This is a genomic window from Gelria sp. Kuro-4 (assembly GCF_019668485.1).
Taxonomy (GTDB): domain Bacteria; phylum Bacillota; class DTU030; order DUMP01; family DUMP01; genus DUMP01.
The window spans coordinates 739,224-756,617 of sequence record NZ_AP024619.1 but is presented as its reverse complement, the minus strand read 5'-3'; the positions used below and the strand labels follow the sequence as shown (position 1 = coordinate 756,617).

Annotated in this window: 13 protein-coding genes and 2 riboswitches; of the genes, 2 read left to right on the top strand and 11 right to left on the bottom strand. The window is 66.7% G+C overall.

Annotated features, from left to right (window positions below; genetic code table 11):
* Positions 1–135: 135 nt before the first annotated feature.
* The 8 genes from K5554_RS03870 to K5554_RS03835 all read right to left on the bottom strand — a co-directional run bounded on the left by K5554_RS03870 (position 136) and on the right by K5554_RS03835 (position 10,185).
* Positions 136–774 (bottom strand): MBL fold metallo-hydrolase, encoded by a 639-nt coding sequence (locus K5554_RS03870; RefSeq protein WP_221039831.1) that lies wholly within the window; start codon positions 772–774, stop codon positions 136–138.
* Between the two features lie 12 nt (positions 775–786).
* Positions 787–1,224 (bottom strand): DNA-directed RNA polymerase subunit delta, encoded by a 438-nt coding sequence (rpoE, locus tag K5554_RS03865; protein ID WP_221039830.1) that lies wholly within the window; start codon positions 1,222–1,224, stop codon positions 787–789.
* A gap of 143 nt (positions 1,225–1,367) precedes the next feature.
* Positions 1,368–2,939, bottom strand: coding sequence for a Na+/H+ antiporter NhaC family protein (locus K5554_RS03860; RefSeq protein WP_221039829.1), 1,572 nt, complete (start codon positions 2,937–2,939; stop codon positions 1,368–1,370).
* Between the two features lie 113 nt (positions 2,940–3,052).
* Positions 3,053–3,244: riboswitch (Lysine riboswitch) on the bottom strand.
* Positions 3,245–3,339: 95 nt separating this feature from the next.
* Complete coding sequence (locus K5554_RS03855) at positions 3,340–4,524, bottom strand: M20 family metallopeptidase (protein ID WP_255565493.1); 1,185 nt, start codon at positions 4,522–4,524, stop codon at positions 3,340–3,342.
* A 68-nt stretch (positions 4,525–4,592) separates the two neighbouring features.
* Positions 4,593–6,011: a YfcC family protein gene (locus K5554_RS03850; protein ID WP_221039828.1), complete on the bottom strand. Its 1,419-nt coding sequence runs from the start codon at positions 6,009–6,011 to the stop codon at positions 4,593–4,595.
* Positions 6,012–6,089: 78 nt separating this feature from the next.
* A riboswitch (Lysine riboswitch) is annotated at positions 6,090–6,275 on the bottom strand.
* A gap of 169 nt (positions 6,276–6,444) precedes the next feature.
* The gene (locus tag K5554_RS03845; protein ID WP_221039827.1) at positions 6,445–7,818 is read right to left on the bottom strand and encodes an amidohydrolase family protein; all 1,374 of its coding nucleotides are present in this window, start codon (positions 7,816–7,818) and stop codon (positions 6,445–6,447) included.
* A 16-nt stretch (positions 7,819–7,834) separates the two neighbouring features.
* The gene (locus tag K5554_RS03840; RefSeq protein ID WP_221039826.1) at positions 7,835–8,761 is read right to left on the bottom strand and encodes a DMT family transporter; all 927 of its coding nucleotides are present in this window, start codon (positions 8,759–8,761) and stop codon (positions 7,835–7,837) included.
* Positions 8,762–8,799: 38 nt separating this feature from the next.
* Positions 8,800–10,185: an MFS transporter gene (locus K5554_RS03835; protein ID WP_221039825.1), complete on the bottom strand. Its 1,386-nt coding sequence runs from the start codon at positions 10,183–10,185 to the stop codon at positions 8,800–8,802.
* 145 nt (positions 10,186–10,330) lie between these two features.
* Here K5554_RS03835 and K5554_RS03830 point away from each other — a divergent pair, with 145 nt between their 5' ends.
* Together K5554_RS03830 and K5554_RS03825 are read left to right on the top strand one after the other, a co-directional pair.
* Positions 10,331–12,385, top strand: coding sequence for a transglycosylase domain-containing protein (locus tag K5554_RS03830; protein ID WP_221039824.1), 2,055 nt, complete (start codon positions 10,331–10,333; stop codon positions 12,383–12,385).
* A gap of 219 nt (positions 12,386–12,604) precedes the next feature.
* Positions 12,605–14,077 (top strand): glycosyl hydrolase family 18 protein, encoded by a 1,473-nt coding sequence (locus K5554_RS03825; protein ID WP_221039823.1) that lies wholly within the window; start codon positions 12,605–12,607, stop codon positions 14,075–14,077.
* Here the strand turns inward: K5554_RS03825 and K5554_RS03820 are convergent.
* From K5554_RS03820 to K5554_RS03810, 3 genes are all read right to left on the bottom strand, one after another.
* Positions 14,064–15,056 carry an S-layer homology domain-containing protein gene (locus K5554_RS03820; protein WP_221039822.1) on the bottom strand — a complete coding sequence of 331 codons (993 nt, stop codon included), beginning with the start codon at positions 15,054–15,056 and terminating at the stop codon, positions 14,064–14,066. The genes K5554_RS03825 and K5554_RS03820 overlap by 14 nt on opposite strands.
* Positions 15,057–15,093: 37 nt before the next feature.
* Positions 15,094–16,455 carry a hypothetical protein gene (locus K5554_RS03815; RefSeq protein ID WP_221039821.1) on the bottom strand — a complete coding sequence of 454 codons (1,362 nt, stop codon included), beginning with the start codon at positions 16,453–16,455 and terminating at the stop codon, positions 15,094–15,096.
* Positions 16,456–16,673: 218 nt separating this feature from the next.
* Positions 16,674–17,327, bottom strand: a complete 654-nt coding sequence (locus tag K5554_RS03810) for a histidine phosphatase family protein (protein ID WP_221039820.1) — start codon at positions 17,325–17,327, stop codon at positions 16,674–16,676.
* Positions 17,328–17,394 lie beyond the last annotated feature (67 nt).

The window sequence follows — 17,394 nt, the reverse complement described above, 5'->3', positions numbered from 1 at the left end:
CCTTTAACCTCCTGCCTCCAAAAAAAAATTTCTAGCCCAAAAACTAGAAATACCTCTATCTCCGGCGGGCCCGCGCGGCCCCGCCCTTGTCTATTACCTTTCTATTTTAGTAAGCGAAGTCCCGCGTGTCAAGGGTTACATGTAATCTAAAACGACCACGCGGCGCCGCTCGGGCAGGCTTTCGGGTGTAACCTCCAGGGTGGTGGAACGCAGGCGCTCCCCTCCGCCTACCAGGTTGAGGAAGGGCTCCACGCCGGCAATGGGGAAGTCCATCACATCGGTTTTGTAGTGCATGGGGAGAACCAGATTCGGGTTCAGGGCATCCACCACCTCTTTGGCCTGCCGCGCGTCAATGGTGTAATAGCCGCCCACCGGGATCATGAGGACGTGTACGGGGCGCAGGGCCATGATCTGCGCCGCGCTCAGCGGGTGGCCCAGGTCACCCAGGTGCGTCACCCGCAGCCCGTCCAAGGCCATGGTGAACACGGTGTTTTCGCCGCGCCGCGCCCCACCCGCGTCGTCGTGGTGAGTGGCCAGGCCGACGATGCTGATCCCGCGCACGGTGTGCTCGCCCGGCCCACGCACTACGTCCGGGGTTCCCGGGAGCACCTTGACGGCGTTGTGGTCAAAGTGCTCGTGGCTCACGGTGACCACGTCGGGGGCCACCGTGGGCAGGGGGTAGCCTACCGTCTCGTCGAAGGGGTCCGTCAACAGTTTGAGGCCGCTGTCGGCCGTGAGCAAAAAGCAGGAATGCCCGCACCAGCGGATTTTCATCGCCATCGCCTCCTATTCGTCGCCATCGCCGCTAAACCACTCTTCGTCCTCATCCAGGGAAGCGCCCTTTTCCTCGTCGCCGCCCAGGGTGTCCGAAGCCGCCTCTTCCAGGTCCTGGTCCTCGGTGCGGCCGTTCAAACGGCAGCGGTCGTCTTGGTAGCTCTTGCCGAGGAGCGAGGTTGCAGGCACGCTGGAGTGCGAAGAACGCGGGCGCCACTCGGCCAAGCCCCAGCTGCCCTTGCCCATGGGTGTAAAGCGTGGATCCAGGTTCAGGCTGGTATACAGTGTAGCCAGGTCGCTCTGCGAAAGGTCACGCCCGGGCTGCGCCCCTTGCCAGCCGGCGCTTAAGAGCTCGCGAAAATTCATGGGCGCGCGGCTTTGTTTCAGCAGCGCGTAACACCGGTCCAGGGTAAGCTGAATCACGGACTTATCCTTTCCTGCCCGTTCCAAAGCCTGAGCCACCTCCGCCCCCTAGTATGCCAACTTTGGCAGCCGGTCACGTCTCTAGTTGTTATTCGCGCCCTAGCATATTTTTCCTCCCCCGGCCCCAAAAAAATGGTCCGGATTTCTCCGGACCCTGTACAGCCGTTTCTTCAGCGGCCTTCGCTCTCCCGCAGCACCGTGCCGGTAAGCGGTGCCGGTGCCCCTTCGTTCCAGAAGGAGTGGAGGAGCTTCAGCACCACGAGAAAAAGCGCGGTGCTCACCGCCAAAACGAGCCAGCCGCTGGGAAGAAAGCTGACGGTGAGAAAGCCCACGAGGGCCACCCCGGCCGCCGTTACGGCGTAGGGCAGCTGCGTGTTGACGTGGTCCACGTGGTGGCAGGCGCCGCCCGTGGAGGACATGATGGTGGTGTCGGAAATGGGGGAGCAGTGGTCGCCGAAGGTCCCGCCGGCCAGCACGGCAGCCAGCGACGGGATCAGGTAGAGCCCGATGGTGTTGGCCAGCGGCACGGCGATGGGCAGCATGATGGCGAAGGTGCCCCAGGAGGTGCCGGTGGCAAAGGCGATGAAGGCGGAGGCTGCAAAGAGCGCCGCCGGTACCAGGGCCGCCGGCAGGCCCTGGGAAACCACCCCGGCCACCCAGGCGCCGGTGCCGAGCTCCTTACAGATGGCGCCGATGCTCCAGGCCAGGGCAAGGATGGTCACCGCCACCATCATGGACTTAAAGCCCTGCACGATGGCCGTCATAGAGGCGCGCAGGGGAACCACGCGCCGCAAGTGGTAGAAGAGGGTGGTGACGATGATGGTGATGGTGGCGCCGTAAACCAGGGAGGTGGCCGAATCGGTGTTCATGATGGCGTCCCAGAAGCCCTTCTCGCCGTAACCGCCGGTGGCGAGCATGGCGGCGATGGTGCTCACCACCAGGGTGACAATGGGCACCACCAGGTCCACCGGGCGGCTGTTTTCCGCCACCTCAAGGGAAGCGAAATCGTCGCCCGGCGGGGAACCCAGCGACTCGTCGTACAGGACGCCCTCGCTGAGCGCGCGGTGTTCGTGGCGGGCCATGGGTCCGTATTCGAGGTCGGTGAAAGAGGTGGCGAGCACCATAATGAGGATCAGCCAGGCATAAAGGTTGTACGGCACCATGGCCAAAAAGGCCTGGAAGGGATTCAGGGTGATGCCGTAGTGCTCGAATTCCGGCACCAAGAGCGAGATCACATAGGCCACCCAGGTGGAAAGCGGCACCAGGATGCACACCGGAGCAGCAGTGGCGTCGATAATAAAGGCCAGCTTGGCGCGGGAAACGCGGTAGCGGTCGGTGATGGGGCGCATCACCGTGCCTACCGTGAGGCAGTTGAAGTAGTCGTCCATAAAGATGATGATACCTAAAAGCCAGGTAGTGACAAGCGCCAGGGGGCGGCTCTTCACCCGCTTGACTGCCCATAAGCTGAAGGAAACCGGGCTGCCGGAGCGGGCCAGGAGCCCCACGATGCCGCCCAGAAGAAGCACAAAGAGCAGCACGCGCACGTTCCATTCCGGATCCCCCACGGCCTTAATGATGATGTCGACGGCCTTGGTAAAGGCGCCAACGGGGCTGCCTGCGGTGAGGATGAGCGCGCCGGTAAAGATGCCCAGCACCAGGGAGACGAGTACCTCGCGCGTGACGATGGCCAGGGTAATGGCCACCAGCGGCGGCAAAATAGATAACCACCCGAAATTGTCCATGATTGCGCCTCCTTAGCTCTTGGTCTCAGCAATAACCGCCGGCTAAGTGCGTTTGCGGCGCACCGGGTTCACGGGTGGTAAGGCAAAATACACCCTCATCCCCTCCTCTCCCTGAATGAGATAGCGCTCCACCCGGCCGCCGGGTCAGCCAACCGGGTGACAGTTCTGCAGCTGTTCGCTGCAGCCCCAGCCGCGGCCCTCGGGGCGAGGACCGGACTTCGGCGGTGTGGCCCCTTTCCCGGCAGTTCCTCTGCTGCCCTGCTCCCTGCCGGTACTTATGACCTCCCGCGACCTCTACCCCATCCCCCTTGACAAGAGATGAGGTATTATATAGAATTTGCTTTATTTTATCATGGACGCCGCCGGCGTGTCAAGCAGCAGCGCCCGCAGGCGGCGGTTCTTACTGGCTGTCGGCAGCGGCAAACTCGGCCCGCACCGCCTGCCGCAGCTCCGCGTCGAGAAGAACATCGAGCGCGGTGGCGGCCAGGGCCTTGGCCCCCAGCACCATCGCGCGCAGGCCGCCTTCGCTGCCGGCGGCGGCGGCGAATTCGCGGGTGTGCGAGACAAGGGTCGCGGTGCCTATAGAAATATACGGATGAACGGCCGGCACCACGTGGCTCACGTTGCCCATGTCCAGCGAGCCCAAACCCTCACCGCAGGGTACCACCTCTTCCCCCAGCGCCGTCAGGTTGGCCTGCATGGCGCCCGCCAGGGCCGCGTTGTTGCGCATTTCGTCGAAGGAGTACTCGAAGTTGTTCACGGTAAGCTCCGCCCCGGTGGCCAGCGCCCCGGCGCGGGCGCAGTTCACCACCCGGCCCGCCACCTCATCCAGGTATTTGCGGCGCGCGGCCCGCACGTAAAAGCGCGCTACGGCCTCCTCGGGGACAATGTTGGGGGCCTCGCCGCCCCTGGTAATGATACCGTGGATGCGCACATCGGGGCGCACATGCTGGCGGAGCGCGTTCACCGCGTTGAAGGTGAGGATGACCGCATCCAGGGCGTTGATCCCCTCGTGCGGCGCGGAGGCGGCATGCGCCGCCCGCCCGCGGAAGCGGAACTCCAGGGCGTCCATGGCCAGCGAGGGGGCGGTGAGCACGGTGCGGCCGGAGGGGTGGATCATCATGGCGGCATCGATGTCGCGGAAGGCCCCGCCGGCGGCCAGGGGCACCTTGGCGCCGTTCGTCTCCTCGGCCGGGGTACCGAAAACGTGGATGCCGCCCGGCAGAGCCGCAAGAAGCGGCGCCAGCGCCAGGGCCGCGCCCAGCGCCGCCGTGCCGATGATGTTGTGGCCGCAGGCGTGGCCCAGGCCCGGCAGGGCATCGTACTCCGCCAGGAAGGCCACCGCCGGGCGCGCCGCCCGGCCGGCCAGCACCGCGTGGAAGGCGGTGGGGATGCCGAAATACCCCCGTTCCACTGCGAAGCCGGCCGCCGCAAGTTCCCGCGACAGAAGGTCGAGGGCGAAGAACTCCTCCCCGCCCAGCTCCGGGTGGGCATGGATGGCAAGGCAGATCTCTGCCAGGCGCGGCTTCAGCCGCTCTACCTCCCCCCAGGCTTTTTGCTTGAGGGTGCGCAAGTCATTCTCCATTCTGCGACCTCCCGCTCCCGCGTTGCAGTTTTGAGAAAAACAGTGGAAAGTTGATACCTGACCCCGGGTTAGAAGGGGCCGTAGTGGGTAAGCTGGGCGATGGTCATGAAGGTCAGCCCGATGACGTACTGCATAGCGATGAGGGGGGCGACCCAGCGCAGCCACTTGGGCCAGGTAACACCGGCCAGGGCGAGGCCGGCCATGAAGTAGCCCGAGGTGGGGCTGTAGATGTTGGAGATGCCGTCGCCGAACTGGAGCGCCAGCACGGCGGTCTGGCGGGTGACCCCCACCAGGTCGGCCAGGGGCGCCATGATGGGCATGGACACGGCCGCCTGGCCGCTCCCCGAGGGTACCACGAAGTCCAGCACGCACTGGACGCCGTACATCCCCCAGGCGGTGAGGAGGCTGGGCAGACCGCTGATGGCGGTGGCCATGCCGTGGAGCAGGGTGTCCATGATGTGGCCGTCGGAGAGCACCACGAGCAGCGAGCGCGCCAGGCCCACGAGGAGGGCGCCGTAGGTCAGTTCTTTGGCGCCCTTGACGAATTCCTCCGCGATCTGGTCCGGACTGAGGCGTCCCGCCAGCCCGCCGAGGACGCCCATGGCCAGGAACAGCCCTGAGATCTGGGTGATATACCAGCCGAGCTCCACCACGCCGTAGACCAACGTCACCACCGAGGCCAGCAGCACCAGGAGCACCAACGAGTGCTGCGGCTTGAATTCCCGCACTTTATCCAGGCCCAGGTCCTGCTCTTTGGCGCGGTCTTCAGCGTAAGTGGAACTGAGGGTTGGGTTCGCCTTCACCCGGCCGGCGTACCAAAAGATGTAGCCCGCCGTCACCAGGACGAAACTAGCATACGCGGCCAGGCGCAGGCCCATACCCGAAAAGAGCGGCAGCTGGGCGATGCCCTGCGCCACGCCGACGGTGAAGGGGTTCATGAAGGCGGCGGAAAAACCGGCGTTGGCCCCGGCCAGCACGATGCCCGCCGCCGTCACCGAATCGAAGCCCAGGGCCAGCATCAGGGGCACAATGATCGGAATGAAAGCCAGGGTCTCCTCCGCCATGCCGAATATGGCCCCGCCGAGCGAAAAGAGGAGGACGAGGACGGGGATGGCCAGTCGCTCGTTGCCCTTGAGGGCGCGCGCCGCCGCTTCAATCCCGGCCTCGATGGCTCCGGTGGCATTGATGACGGAAAAAGAAGCCCCAACCACAAAAATAAAGAAGATGATATCCGCCGACTGCACCATGCCTTTGTGCACGGCTTGGAAGAGGCCGAAGAAGCCCACCGGGGCCCGCTCCACCACATGGAAAGAGTTCGGGTCGACCACCATGCGCCCGCGGGGGCCTTCCACCTGGTCGTAAGCTCCAGGGGTGACCACCCAGGTGGCTACGGCGGCGATGATGAGGATGGCAAAAAGCAGGACGTAAACGTGTGGGACATGGAGACGCCGGCGCCGCCGGGTCTGTCCCGTGCTATCGTTAGCCACGGCTTGTCCTCCTTCTGAAAAATAATAAGCAGCCTCGATGGCTGCAGGATAAACTGCTTCCACCCCTCCTTCCCCTTGCGGTGAGATAGCTCATCGCCGGCGGCTGGGGGACGCCTCCGGCGACAGTCCGGCGGGTCTTTCCCGCCGGCCCAGCTCGGGTGCCCGGCGCCGGCCCCCGGCTTCGGCGGCGGCCCCTTTCCCCGTCCCTCCTCGCTGCCCTGCTCTGGACGGCTACTCTTGACCAACCGCGCCTCTACCTCACCCCAGCGAAAGGCTGAGATGAGGCCCATATTGAGATTGAGCAAATCTTCACGGTGATGATACCACGCCCCCGCCCCCCTGTCAACCGCCTTCCCCGGGGTCAGGTATCAACTTATCAAAGTTTTTCTCAATACTGCGAAGGAGCGCCGCTGCCGGCGCATCGCCGGCCTGCTCACTGCTGCGGCGCGCGCAAGATGTGGCCGGGACGCGCGCCGGTGAGCCGGCCTTTTTCCACCACCGCCCGGCCGTTCACCAGGACCAGCTCGATGCCCTCCGGCGCGCGCGCCGGTTCGGCAAAGGTGGCCCGGTCCGCGAGCACCGCCGGGTCGAAGAGGACCAGGTCCGCCCAGGCGCCTTCCGTAAGGCGCCCGCGGTCCGTAAGGCCCAGGCGCCGAGCCGGGCCCAGGGTCATCTTATACAGGGCGTCGGCAAACGCCATTTTCCCTGCCCGCACGAAGCGCCCCAGCACGCGTGGGAAGGTGCCGGCGCTGCGCGGGTGGCCCTGCCCGCCGCGCAGCAGGGTATCGCTGCCCACCAGGACCAGCGGGTGCTTAAGGGCCAGGAGCACCTCATCGGCCCGCAACACGAAGGCCACCACCAGGGTCTCCGGGGCTTCCCGGCGCAGCTTTGCAAACAGGGCACGGTCACAGCGCCGCCCGGCGTAGGGCCCCTCCGCTACCTGAATGGCGCTGTAGTCGGCGCCCCAGCGGGCCAGGCAATCGCCGTCAAAGCCGGCCGCACCGATGAAGGTGCAGAAGGCGGCGTAAGGGTAGCAGTCGGCCAGCACGCGCTCGCCGCGGGCGGCCGCCGCTGCGATGAGTTCCAGCGCCGCCGGCATCATGCCGAAGGCGGCGCAGCTTCCGAGGTGGGAGATTTGAAAGGGCAGGCCCGTCGCCCGGCCCAGGTAGATCATCTCTTCGATGGAAGGGAGCGCCCGGTCGGCGTCGGAGCGAAAGTGCGCCGCCAAGAGGCGCGCTGGAAACTCGGTGGCCACCCGGGCCAGGGCGAGCAGCTCGTCGGTGGGTGCGCCCGGGGTGTACTCGATGCCAAAAGAGATGCCGACGGCCCCCGCCGCCAGCGCCGCCCGCGCCGCCTCGCGCAGGCGGGCGACTTCGCCCGCCGCAGCGGGCCGGTACTCGTCGCCGATGCCCAGCTCGTGGCGCAGCGCCGTATAACCGACGAAGGTGGCGTAGTTCACCAGGCTGCCTTGGCGCTCGAGCTGCGTAAGGTAAGTCCCGGTGTGGCCCGTGCCCAGGCCGCAGTTGCCGCCGACGGAGGTGGTAACCCCCATGCGCGCCTGGCAGGCGGCCACCTCTGAGCCGATGACCGCCGACGCCCCCTCGCCGCTCAGGGGATCCTCGTGCATGTGAAGGTCGATGAAGCCGGGCGCCAGCGTGAGCCCCCGCCCGTCGATAACGCGCCGGGCGGCCGGGACGCTCCTGCCGAGGGCGGCGATGCGCCCGCCAGCGATGCCCACCGCACCCACCCCGCTGAGCTCACCCGCCGGGTCGGCGAAGACCACGTTTTCAATGGCTAAATCCAGCATATCTGCACCTCCATGGTTACGCATCGACTGCGGCGCGTTTTTCCCCGGCACTGCCAGGTGCCCGCGTCACCAGCACCACGCCGGCGATGATGAAGAGCCCTCCGCCCAGGGTAGCGAGGTTCACCTGTTCGCCCAGCATGAGCGCCGAGAGGGCAAAGGACACCAGCGGCTGTAGGTACTGGAAGACGGCTACGCGGCTGGCCTCCACCTGGGAGAGCCCCCAGTACCAGAAGTAGTAGCCCCCTACGGAGCAGAAAGCCCCCAAGAAGGCCACGGCCAGCCAGCCGCCCGCTGTGAGGCGCGCTGCGGCCGGCAGCACCCCCAACGGAAGGGCCGCCGGATAGAACCAGAGCGTGCCCAGGAGGGTGATGTAAAAGGTGGTGATAAGCGGCGAGTAGCGGCGCATCATCTGTTTGCCCAGGATGGAAAAAAGCGCCCAGCAGAAGGCGTTGAGGACCATGAGCAGGTCCCCGGCCAGGCCGGCGCTGCCGAAGGAGAAGCGGAATGTGCCCCGGCTGATCACCGCAGCCACGCCGCCCATGGCCACGGCGATCCCCGCGATTTTCCGCGCGGTAAGGCGTTCACCCAACCAGAGGGCCGAAAGCACGGCCACAAAAAGCGGCGCAATGCCGATGAGGATCCCGGCATTGGAGGCCGTGGTAAGGCTGACGGCGGTGTACTGCACCATGAAGTAGGTGGTGACGCCGAGGAGGGCCAGAACGTTGAACATGATAAAGTCGCGCCCCGCCGGGCGCGGCAACCTCTCCCCCGTTCGCCGCAGGCCCAGCCCCATCACCGGCAAAAAGAGCAGGCTCGCCAGGGTGAAGCGCAGGGTGGCGAGGTTGATGGGGCTGATCTCCGCCAGGGCCAGTTTCGCCACGGGGAAAGAACCACCCCACACGGTGATGACGAAAAGAAGCGCCAGAACCACCTTGAGCGGCATAGGGCTCATAACCCCCTTCCCAGAGTTGGACCATGCTTTCAGGCCGTGGCGCCGGGCGGTGCCGGCGGCCGGCAGGCAGATTCTTGTAAAGGCAGGGCCGGCGCAATGTTCTCGGCCCGCGTCTCCGGCAGGCGTAAGGCGGCCGCGCACGCCGCCGTCACAGCCACCAGGCAAAGCAGGAAGCCCCAGCGAAAACCGGCCAGCGGGTAGAGGCGCACGCCGTTCGCCAGCTCCCCCTCCCAGGTGGCATCGAGAATGAGCCCCACCAGCGGCTGCAGGACTGCGGCGCCGAGAAACGAGCCGGTGTTGATGGTCCCAGTGGAGACCCCGGCGATGGCGTGCGGGCTTACTTCCTTGGCCACGCACATCACCAGCAGGTAGCCGCCCGAGCTCAGCCCGAGGAGGAAAAAGAGCACGCGCAGCAGCGGCAGGGGAAGCGGGCCCGGCCAGGCAACGAGCAGGGTCCACAGCGCCACCGTCAGGAGGGTGAAGCCGAGGAGCGGGGCCTTGCGGCGCCGCAGGCCATCGGAGATGATCCCCGTGAGGGGTCCCGCCAGCATCACGCCGACGGCCGTGCCCAGGGTATAAAGCGCCGCCTCGCCCCGGCTGAGGCTGTAAACCTGCATGAGGTAAGGTACGCCCCACATGGCGGAGATAACCATGAGCGAGCCGTTGAGACCAAAGGCGGCAATGAAAAGCGGCAGGGTGTACGGGCTTCTCCGCACGTAGCCCAGCGCCCGCATCAGGGAGATGCGGCCCCCCGGTGCCGTCGCCGGCGGGCGCCGCCCTGTTTCTCTGGCCTCGAGCTGGGCGATGGAAGGCAGGCCCATGTCCTGGGGCCGGTTGCGCACCACCAGCCAGCAGCCCGCCGCCACCAGGCTTCCCAGGACACCCACCGCCACAAAGGAGCTACGCCAGCCGATGGCCGCCACCGAGAGGGCCAGCGGCGCGGCCGCCAGGGCGTTACCGCTGTTGCCCACCAGGGAGGTGAGGCCGGTGATGGTGGCAAACTCGCGCGGCCGGAACCACTCGGTTTGAATCTTAAGAAGTGAAATGAAGACCACGGAAACGCCCAGGCCGACGAGGAACCGCCCCGCGAGGGCCACGCCCAGGTGCGGCGCCAGGCCGAACACAATGGAGCCTATCCCCGCCACCAGGGTACCGGCGCTGGCGGTGAGCCGGGGGCCCAACGTATCGGCCAGGGCGCCGCTGGGGATTTGCATCACGGTGTAGACATAAAAGTACACGGCCCCGAGATTCCCCAGGGCGGCGGCGCCGAGGTGGAACTCGGCCATCAGCTGATCGGCCACCACCGCCAGGGCGATGCGGTGAAAGAAAACAATAAGAAAGGAAAAAGCCAGCATCCCCCAGACCAGCCAGCGCCGGCGGAGGAGCCGCGCCTCCAAAGCCGTCCGGTTAACCATCGCTTCCCTTCTTTGCTTCGTTTTTTGCCGCACACGGTTTCTAATTTTCTTCGCCGGCCGGCGCCCATCTCCTGCCTGGTTCTGCTGTATAGGTTTTCCAGCAGAGGCAATACTAAGAAAAGATGAAGGAAAAGGGTTGATCCTTGTGCCCAAGCATGTACGAAGAACCAGCGTCACCCTGGTTAAGCTGGCGCTGGCCGCCGTTCTTGTCCTGGCGCTGGCGTTCGGCGCCTACGTCCTCTTTACTCCCCTACCGCAGGCGGCCGTCCCGCTGGCCAGCCGCTTGTTCGACATCCAGGGGCAGCAGGTGGCCAGCCTTTATACCCAGAACCGGGTGGACGTCCCGCTTACCGACATCGCACCGGATTTAAGGAACGCCGTCGTGGCGATAGAGGATTACCGTTTCTACGAACACTTCGGCGTAGACCCGGTAGCCGTCGCGCGCGCAGCCGTGCGCAACCTCAGGGCCGGGCGCGTGGTGGAAGGCGGCAGCACCATTACCCAGCAGCTGGCGAAAAACCTCTACCTGACGCCCGAGCGCACCTTCGAGCGCAAAATCCGCGAGCTGCTCTTAACCTTAAAGCTGGAGGCCCGCTACTCCAAAGAGCAGATCCTGCGCCTCTACCTCAATACCATTTATTTCGGCCACGGGGCTTACGGTGCCGAGGTGGCCGCCCAAACCTACTTCGGCAAGCACGCCCGCGACCTGACCCTGGGCGAGGCGGCGCTCCTGGCCGGCCTGCCCCGCAGCCCGGCCCGCTACTCGCCGTATATCGACCCGTCGGCCGCGCTGAAGCGCCGCAAGGTGGTACTGGAGCGCATGGCGGAGCTGGGTTACATCAGCGCCGAGCAGGCCCGGGCGGCGGAAAACGAGCCGCTCAGGCTTGTGGGGCTGAAGGCGCGTACCGGGCGGGCACCCTATTTTGTGGATTACGTGGTGCGGCAGCTGGAGCCGCGCTACGGCGCGGACGTTCTCAACAAGGGCGGTCTTAACATCTACACCACCCTGGACCTTACTGTGCAGGGAGCGGCCGAGGCCGCCTTCCGCCAGGGGCTGCCCGTCTCCTTCCGCGACGCGCGGGGCGTAACGCAGCCGCAGGGGGCGCTGGTGGCGCTGGACCCGAGGAGCGGCGCGATACGCGCGCTGATCGGCGGGCGGGACTTCAGCGAGACCCAGCTCAACCGGGCTGTGGCCCCGCGCCAGCCGGGCTCAGCCTTTAAGCCTTTTGTCTACCTGGCGGCGATGGAAAACGGCTACACAGCGGCCAGCACCTTCATGTGCGAACCCATCGCCCTGCCGGTGCCCGGCCAGCCGCCCTGGACGCCCACCGATTACGGCAGCCAGGACTACCACTTCCGCCCGCTGACGTTGCGCGAGGCGCTCACCATCTCGGACAACGTGGTCTCGGCACGGCTCAACTACGAGCTGGGCCCCGCTAAAGGGGTGGCGGTGGCCCACGACCTGGGTATTACAAGTCCCCTCACCCCGCACCTTTCCTCCGTGCTGGGGACCAACGAGGTGACCCCGCTGGAGATGGCGGCCGCCTTCTGCGCCTTCGCCAACGGGGGCAGGCGCGTGGAGCCGCTGGCGGTGCTGCGCGTGGAGGACCGCTACGGGCGGGTGCTGGAGGAAAACCGTCCCCGCCTGCAGCAAGCGGCCGATGCGCGGGCGGTGTACATTGTCACCAATATAATGGAAGACGTTACCCGCCCGGGCGGCACCGGCAGCGCGGTCGGCCGGCTTCTTAACCGCCCGGTGGCCGGGAAAACGGGTACCAGCCTGGGAAATGCCTGGTTCATCGGCCTCACCCCCGACCTGGTGGCGGCGGTGTACGTGGGCAACGATGAGCCGGCTCATGATATTTACGGCACCGGCGGCGGTCTGGCCGCACCAATTTTTGCCACTTTCCTGACGGCGGCCCTGGCGAGCACCCCGCCCCACGAGTTTACCCGGCCGGCCGGCATTGTGGAAGCGGAGATCTGCACCGAATCGGGCCTTCTGGCCACCCAGTGGTGCCCGGCGGAAACGGTGCGGCGCGAGATTTTCATCCAGGGGACCCAACCCTGGCAGCCCTGCAACATCCATACGCCCTGGAGCAACTGGCAGCTCCCCTGGCCCTTTGGGGGCACGCCGCCCGGGCCGGGCGCGCCGTCCCCTCCGCCGCCGGCGACACCCGGGCCGGCCCCGGCCACACCTTAGCCCCTGCTGTTCGGCGGGCCGGCAACCTTTCCTCCCGTTACCATGCATGTCACAAATTGCGCCAGCTGGCAGATACAGTTCCAGCTGGCGCTATCTTTTCCTCTCAGGACAGGCTGCGCCCTTTTCACCGGCATGACACCGGCGCGGGTAACAGGTTATAATGGCCACGACCACGTGGCCTGTCCGCTAAGAACCGAAAACACACCGAGGAGGAATAGAATGAGAAAAAACATACTGGTGCTTATGGCCGTCCTCACCGTTCTCACGGCGGCCCTGCCGGCGCAGGCCGCCCCGCTCGGCAACCGGCTGCTCTACTTTGGCCTGACGGGCGCTGACGTGGCCGAACTGCAGGCCGGCCTAAGCCGGCTGGGCTACAACGTGGGCCCCGTGGACGGCGACTTCGGTTACCAAACCGAGCAGGCGCTCCGCCAGTTCCAAGCCCGCGCGGGGCTGATCGTCGACGGCGTGGCCGGCCCGGCGACGTTCACCGCGCTCCAGAAGGCGCTCAGCAACACCTCGCGTTCCGGAGCGGGCTTCGTGCGGTACATAGTCCAGCCGGGGGATTCGCTGTACTACATCGCCCAGCGTTACGGCACCACCGTTGCAGCCATCTCCCAGGCCAACGGGCTGACGTCGGAGTGGATTTACCCGGGCCAGGCGCTGGCCGTCCCGCGCGCCTTCCCGCCCGCGCCGCCGGCGGAGACGCCGCCGCCCCCGGCACCCAGGCAGAGCCTCGAGGTGGTGGGTTACTATGTGGAGTATTACGAAGGCGACGACCTGTCGTTCCAGTCCTTGGCCGCTCACCGGGATGCCATCTCCACCCTGGCGGCGTTCAGCTACAGCGTGAACTGGGACGGCAGCGTGAGCGGCCGGCCCTTCACGAGGCTCATGGAGACCTGCAAGCAGGCCGGAAAACCTGTGCTGGCGCTGGTGCACAACATCAGCCAGGGCGGCGATTTCGACCGCCAGCTAGTTCATGCCCTGCTGGCGGAGCCAGGCCTGCGCCGGGCCACGGTGGAGAACATCGCGCGCCTGGTGCGCGACGGCGGCTACGCCGGGGTGAACATCGACTTTGAAAACGTCCCCGCCAGCGACCGCAACAACTACACCGCCTTCGTGCGGGAGCTCGCCGCCGAGCTGGGGCGGGACGGTCACCAGGTGACGCTTTCCGTTCCCGCCAAAACCTGGGACGACAAAAGCAACGCCTGGTCGGGGGCCTTTGATTACCGCGCCCTGGGACAGCTCGCCGATGCCATCATGATCATGGCGTACGACGAGCACTGGAGCGGCGGCGCCGCCGGCCCGGTGGCCTCCTTGGGCTGGGTGGAGGAGGTGGTGCGCTATGCGGCCGGGGAAATACCGCCGGAAAAGATCCGCCTGGGCCTGGCCGGTTACGGGTACGACTGGCCGGCCGGCGGGTACGGCGGCCGCGCCGTAACGGCGACGGAAGCCGCTGCCCTGGCGGGCCGCTACGGCGCCACTATCGAGTGGGACGCCGCCGCGCAGAGCCCGCACTTCACCTACTGGCCCGGCCCGTATGCGCGCGAGGTGTGGTTTGAAAACGCCGCCAGCCTAGCCGGGAAACTCGACCTGGCGGCCCAGTACAAGCTGGGCGGGGTGGCGCTCTGGCGCCTTGGGTTCGAGGACCCAAAACTCTGGGAGGTTATCAAGAGCAAATTCACCGTGCGTTAGTAAGGCGTAAAAGTGCGCTTCCCACCCGGAAGAGAACGGCCACGGCTTCCGCGCGGGTGGCCGGTGCCCGGGGTGCCAGCAGGCCCCCCGGCCGGCCCCGAATGACGCCGGCGGCCAAGGCCGCTTCCACCTCGGCACGCGCCCAGGCAGGTACCTGGGCGCCGTCTTTGTATTTCGCCCAGAGCGGGAAGGTGTTCCCGCCGGCGCCAGCGGCAGGGGGCACTGCCTCCGCCGCGGCCGCCGCCGTTTCCGGGGCGCCCCCGGCCCGCCCCAGCAGCCGACCGGCCACCACCATGAGCTCGAGACGCGTCAGCGGCCGCGCGGGGGCAAAGCGCCGGGATCCCTCCCCCTGTACCAGGCTGTGCGCGGCCAGGGCGCGCAGATAAGGTGCATAGGGCGCCCCGGTCGGCACATCGCGGAAAAAGGCGTCCGCGCCCCCGCCCGGGTTGGGCCCGCTCTCCGCCGGGGGCGTTCCCAGGACGCCGCCGGGCGCAATGAAGAGCTGTCCCAGCCAGGCGATGAACTCAGATCGGGTGAGGGGCCTTTCCGGGAAAAACCGGCCGCCTGCTCCCAGCCCCAGGTCGATGCGGCCGGCCAGCGCAGCCACCGCGCCCCGCGCCCAGTGGCCGCTGAGGTCGGAGCCAACCAGGGCCAAAGCGCCTGCCGCGGGAGGCTCCAGTACGCGGGCCGTGCCCGGCCGGGCCTCGTCCGTGCGCCGGGATGTGCCACCTGTCCCCGTTTCCGGGGCCGGTCCCACGCGGAAGGTGAACGTCAGGCCGGCCTCGCCCCGCGGGAGCGAAGCCGCCGGCGGCCCCCCGGCCCAGGGCGCTGCGTGGCAGACACTCACCCGGCCGGTCGCCGGACAGCGGCTGAACGTTGCCAGAGCTATAACCACAGCAGCGGCACACGGAAAAGCCAAGCAGCCCCTGCCCCGTCTCCCGGCCAGAAGACGCGGCACAGCCATGCGGCTCCAGCGCACGCCACCCTCCCCCTTCTTTTTTGTTCCATGTCTCCGCTCAACCGGCCGGCTGGGATTCAACCGCCAGGGTAAAGTGATAGGTGCCGGGAGGCATGGCCCCAGCCTTGGCTCTGAGTCTCAACTCAAAGGTTGTGGAAGCGCCGGGAGCCAGCGGCTCCAGCTGGGAAAGCAGTTGAAAGCTCCTGTTAAGGAGCAACTCGCGGCTGCCATTGTCATAGCGCATTAGCACGTAGAAGTCCTCGCCGGGCTGGTAAGCGCCGGCCGCAGCCGTCGCTTTAATGTTAAACTGTTCTGCCACGTTGCCGGTGTTCGTCACGGTCACCTGGACGGGGTTGGACCAGGAGGTACCCACCGGCACCAGGCCGAAATCCAGGCGGTCGGCGCTCAGGACACAGGTGACGTTCACGCTCAATACCTGAATGCTGCCCAAATCGTCCCGGGCCAAGGTCCATTCGTCCGCCGCGCCGGGGTTTGCTACTATGGTCGCCGCCCAGCTGTAGGTGCCGGCACTGCCCGCCGGCCACCTGAGCTTGAGCGGTAGGGTAAGGCGCGCGCCCGGTGCCAGAGCCAGCCCGGCGGCGGGTATCAGGTCGGCGCCGATGTCTCCGTTTACGCTCCGGGTGAGGGCTACCGTTTCCCACTCGCCTCCCGCTTCCATGGACAAGGTAAGGGCTTCCGGGCCGGTAAGGGCAACGTCCGCCGGGACGCCGGAGAGGGTTAACCTTACCCCCAAGTTTTCATAGCCGGCGGCGGCCGCGTTCGCAAGGGTAAAGTCGACGGCCACGGTTTGTTCCACACCAAAAGCCGGTGGGCTGCCGTCCGGCACCGTAGGCCCCAGGGTGGTCGCCGGGCCCTTCACGGCCAAGCTGAAAGGTGTCGCGGCCCCCGCGATGGCCGCCGGGGCCGCACCGCTCGCGTCGTAGGCCGCAGCCGTCAGGGTAAGCGCTGCATCCCGCAGGTTGCCGCCCAGGGTAAGGCGCAGGTGAAATGCCTGCATGTCCCCGCGCACCAGGGCACCAGCCGGCAGGAGGTCCGAGACCAAGGTGTCCCCCTGCTGGTCCAGGCTGAGCTCAACCCACTGCCCGGGTGTCTCCTCCCAGGCCAGCCGCACCGCATCGCGGCCGCCCGCACCGCTGAGCTCAAGCCGTACCGCGAGGGCGGCGTAGTCCTCACCTGCCTCCGGGTTGCACAGGGTGAGGGTGAAGTCGTTCGCCCCGGTAGCCAGCTCGCCGCCCGCCAGCTCGTCGGAGCTGAAAACCGGTGGCTCTGCGCCGGCCACGGTAAAGGTGAAATCCAGCGACTCGACCGCCGCCAACGCCGGCGTAGGGAAAACTAAGGCAAGAAAAACGGCCAGAACCAGGGCAGGAGCCCTCCAGGCCGACCGCCTGGAGCAGGTCAAGCGTTCCACCTCCGCATAGTTAATTGCTCCGCCTTAATTCGGCATGAAGGTACATTTTCCCTTCATTGTAGCGGCAATTTTCTTGTATTCACATAGCGGTTTTTTTCCAGGGCAATACACCGGAGCATTATAGCACGGTGCCGAGCCAGAGGCAGCGACCGGGTAACGTGTTTCGCAGAAGTGAGAAATACCGTGGAAAGTTGATACCTGACCCCGGGTCAGGCTTCGGGCCAGGGTTTGCTGATGGCGCTGGTGAGGCCGCCCAGGTGGCAGGTGTCGTTCATGGTTTGGACGCGCCAGCCCTCGGAGGTGAGTTCGATGATGCTCAGGGAGGCGTTGTCGACCACGACGCGGCGGCGCTCAGCGAGGTCGATGCCGAGTACGGTGCAGAGGACGGCCTTGACGATGCCGCCGTGCGAGACGACGGCCACCGTCGCGCCCGGGTGGGCCGCCGCCAACTCGGTAACAGCGCGCCAGCCGCGCTCGCGCATGGCCGCGTAGGACTCGCCCCCGGGCGGGGCGTGGCGGCTGATGTCGGCCCGCCAGAAGGCGACGTCCGCCGGGTAAAGCTCCTCCACCTCAGCCATGGTGTGCCCCTGCCAGCGGCCGAACTTGATCTCGCGCAGGTCTTCCCGGAAGCCGGTGATGCTGAGGCCCGCCTCCCGGCAGATCATCTCCGCCGTCTCGCGCGCCCGCTTCAGGTCGCTGGCGTACAGGGCGGCGATTTCCTCGTGCGCGAGGCGCCGGCCCAGAAGCTGCGCCTGCCGGCGCCCCTTGCCGGAGAGCTCTACGTCGAGCTGGCCCTGGATGCGGGCGCTGCGGTTGTACTCGGTCTCGCCGTGGCGGATGAGAAACACGCGCGTACGTGCCACGTCTGCTCCCCCTTGTGCTTCGTGGTGGTGTTACGCCCTACCTATTCTTCTCAACCCGGCGGATTTC

Coding starts and splice junctions, on each gene's coding strand:
- K5554_RS03870 (WP_221039831.1), bottom strand. CDS start 774: ATGAAAATCCGCTGGTGCGGGCATTCCTGCTTTTTGCTCACGGCCGAC.
- K5554_RS03860 (WP_221039829.1), bottom strand. CDS start 2,939: ATGGACAATTTCGGGTGGTTATCTATTTTGCCGCCGCTGGTGGCCATT.
- K5554_RS03855 (WP_255565493.1), bottom strand. CDS start 4,524: ATGGAGAATGACTTGCGCACCCTCAAGCAAAAAGCCTGGGGGGAGGTA.
- K5554_RS03845 (WP_221039827.1), bottom strand. CDS start 7,818: ATGCTGGATTTAGCCATTGAAAACGTGGTCTTCGCCGACCCGGCGGGT.
- K5554_RS03840 (WP_221039826.1), bottom strand. CDS start 8,761: ATGCCGCTCAAGGTGGTTCTGGCGCTTCTTTTCGTCATCACCGTGTGG.
- K5554_RS03835 (WP_221039825.1), bottom strand. CDS start 10,185: ATGGTTAACCGGACGGCTTTGGAGGCGCGGCTCCTCCGCCGGCGCTGG.
- K5554_RS03825 (WP_221039823.1), top strand. CDS start 12,605: ATGAGAAAAAACATACTGGTGCTTATGGCCGTCCTCACCGTTCTCACG.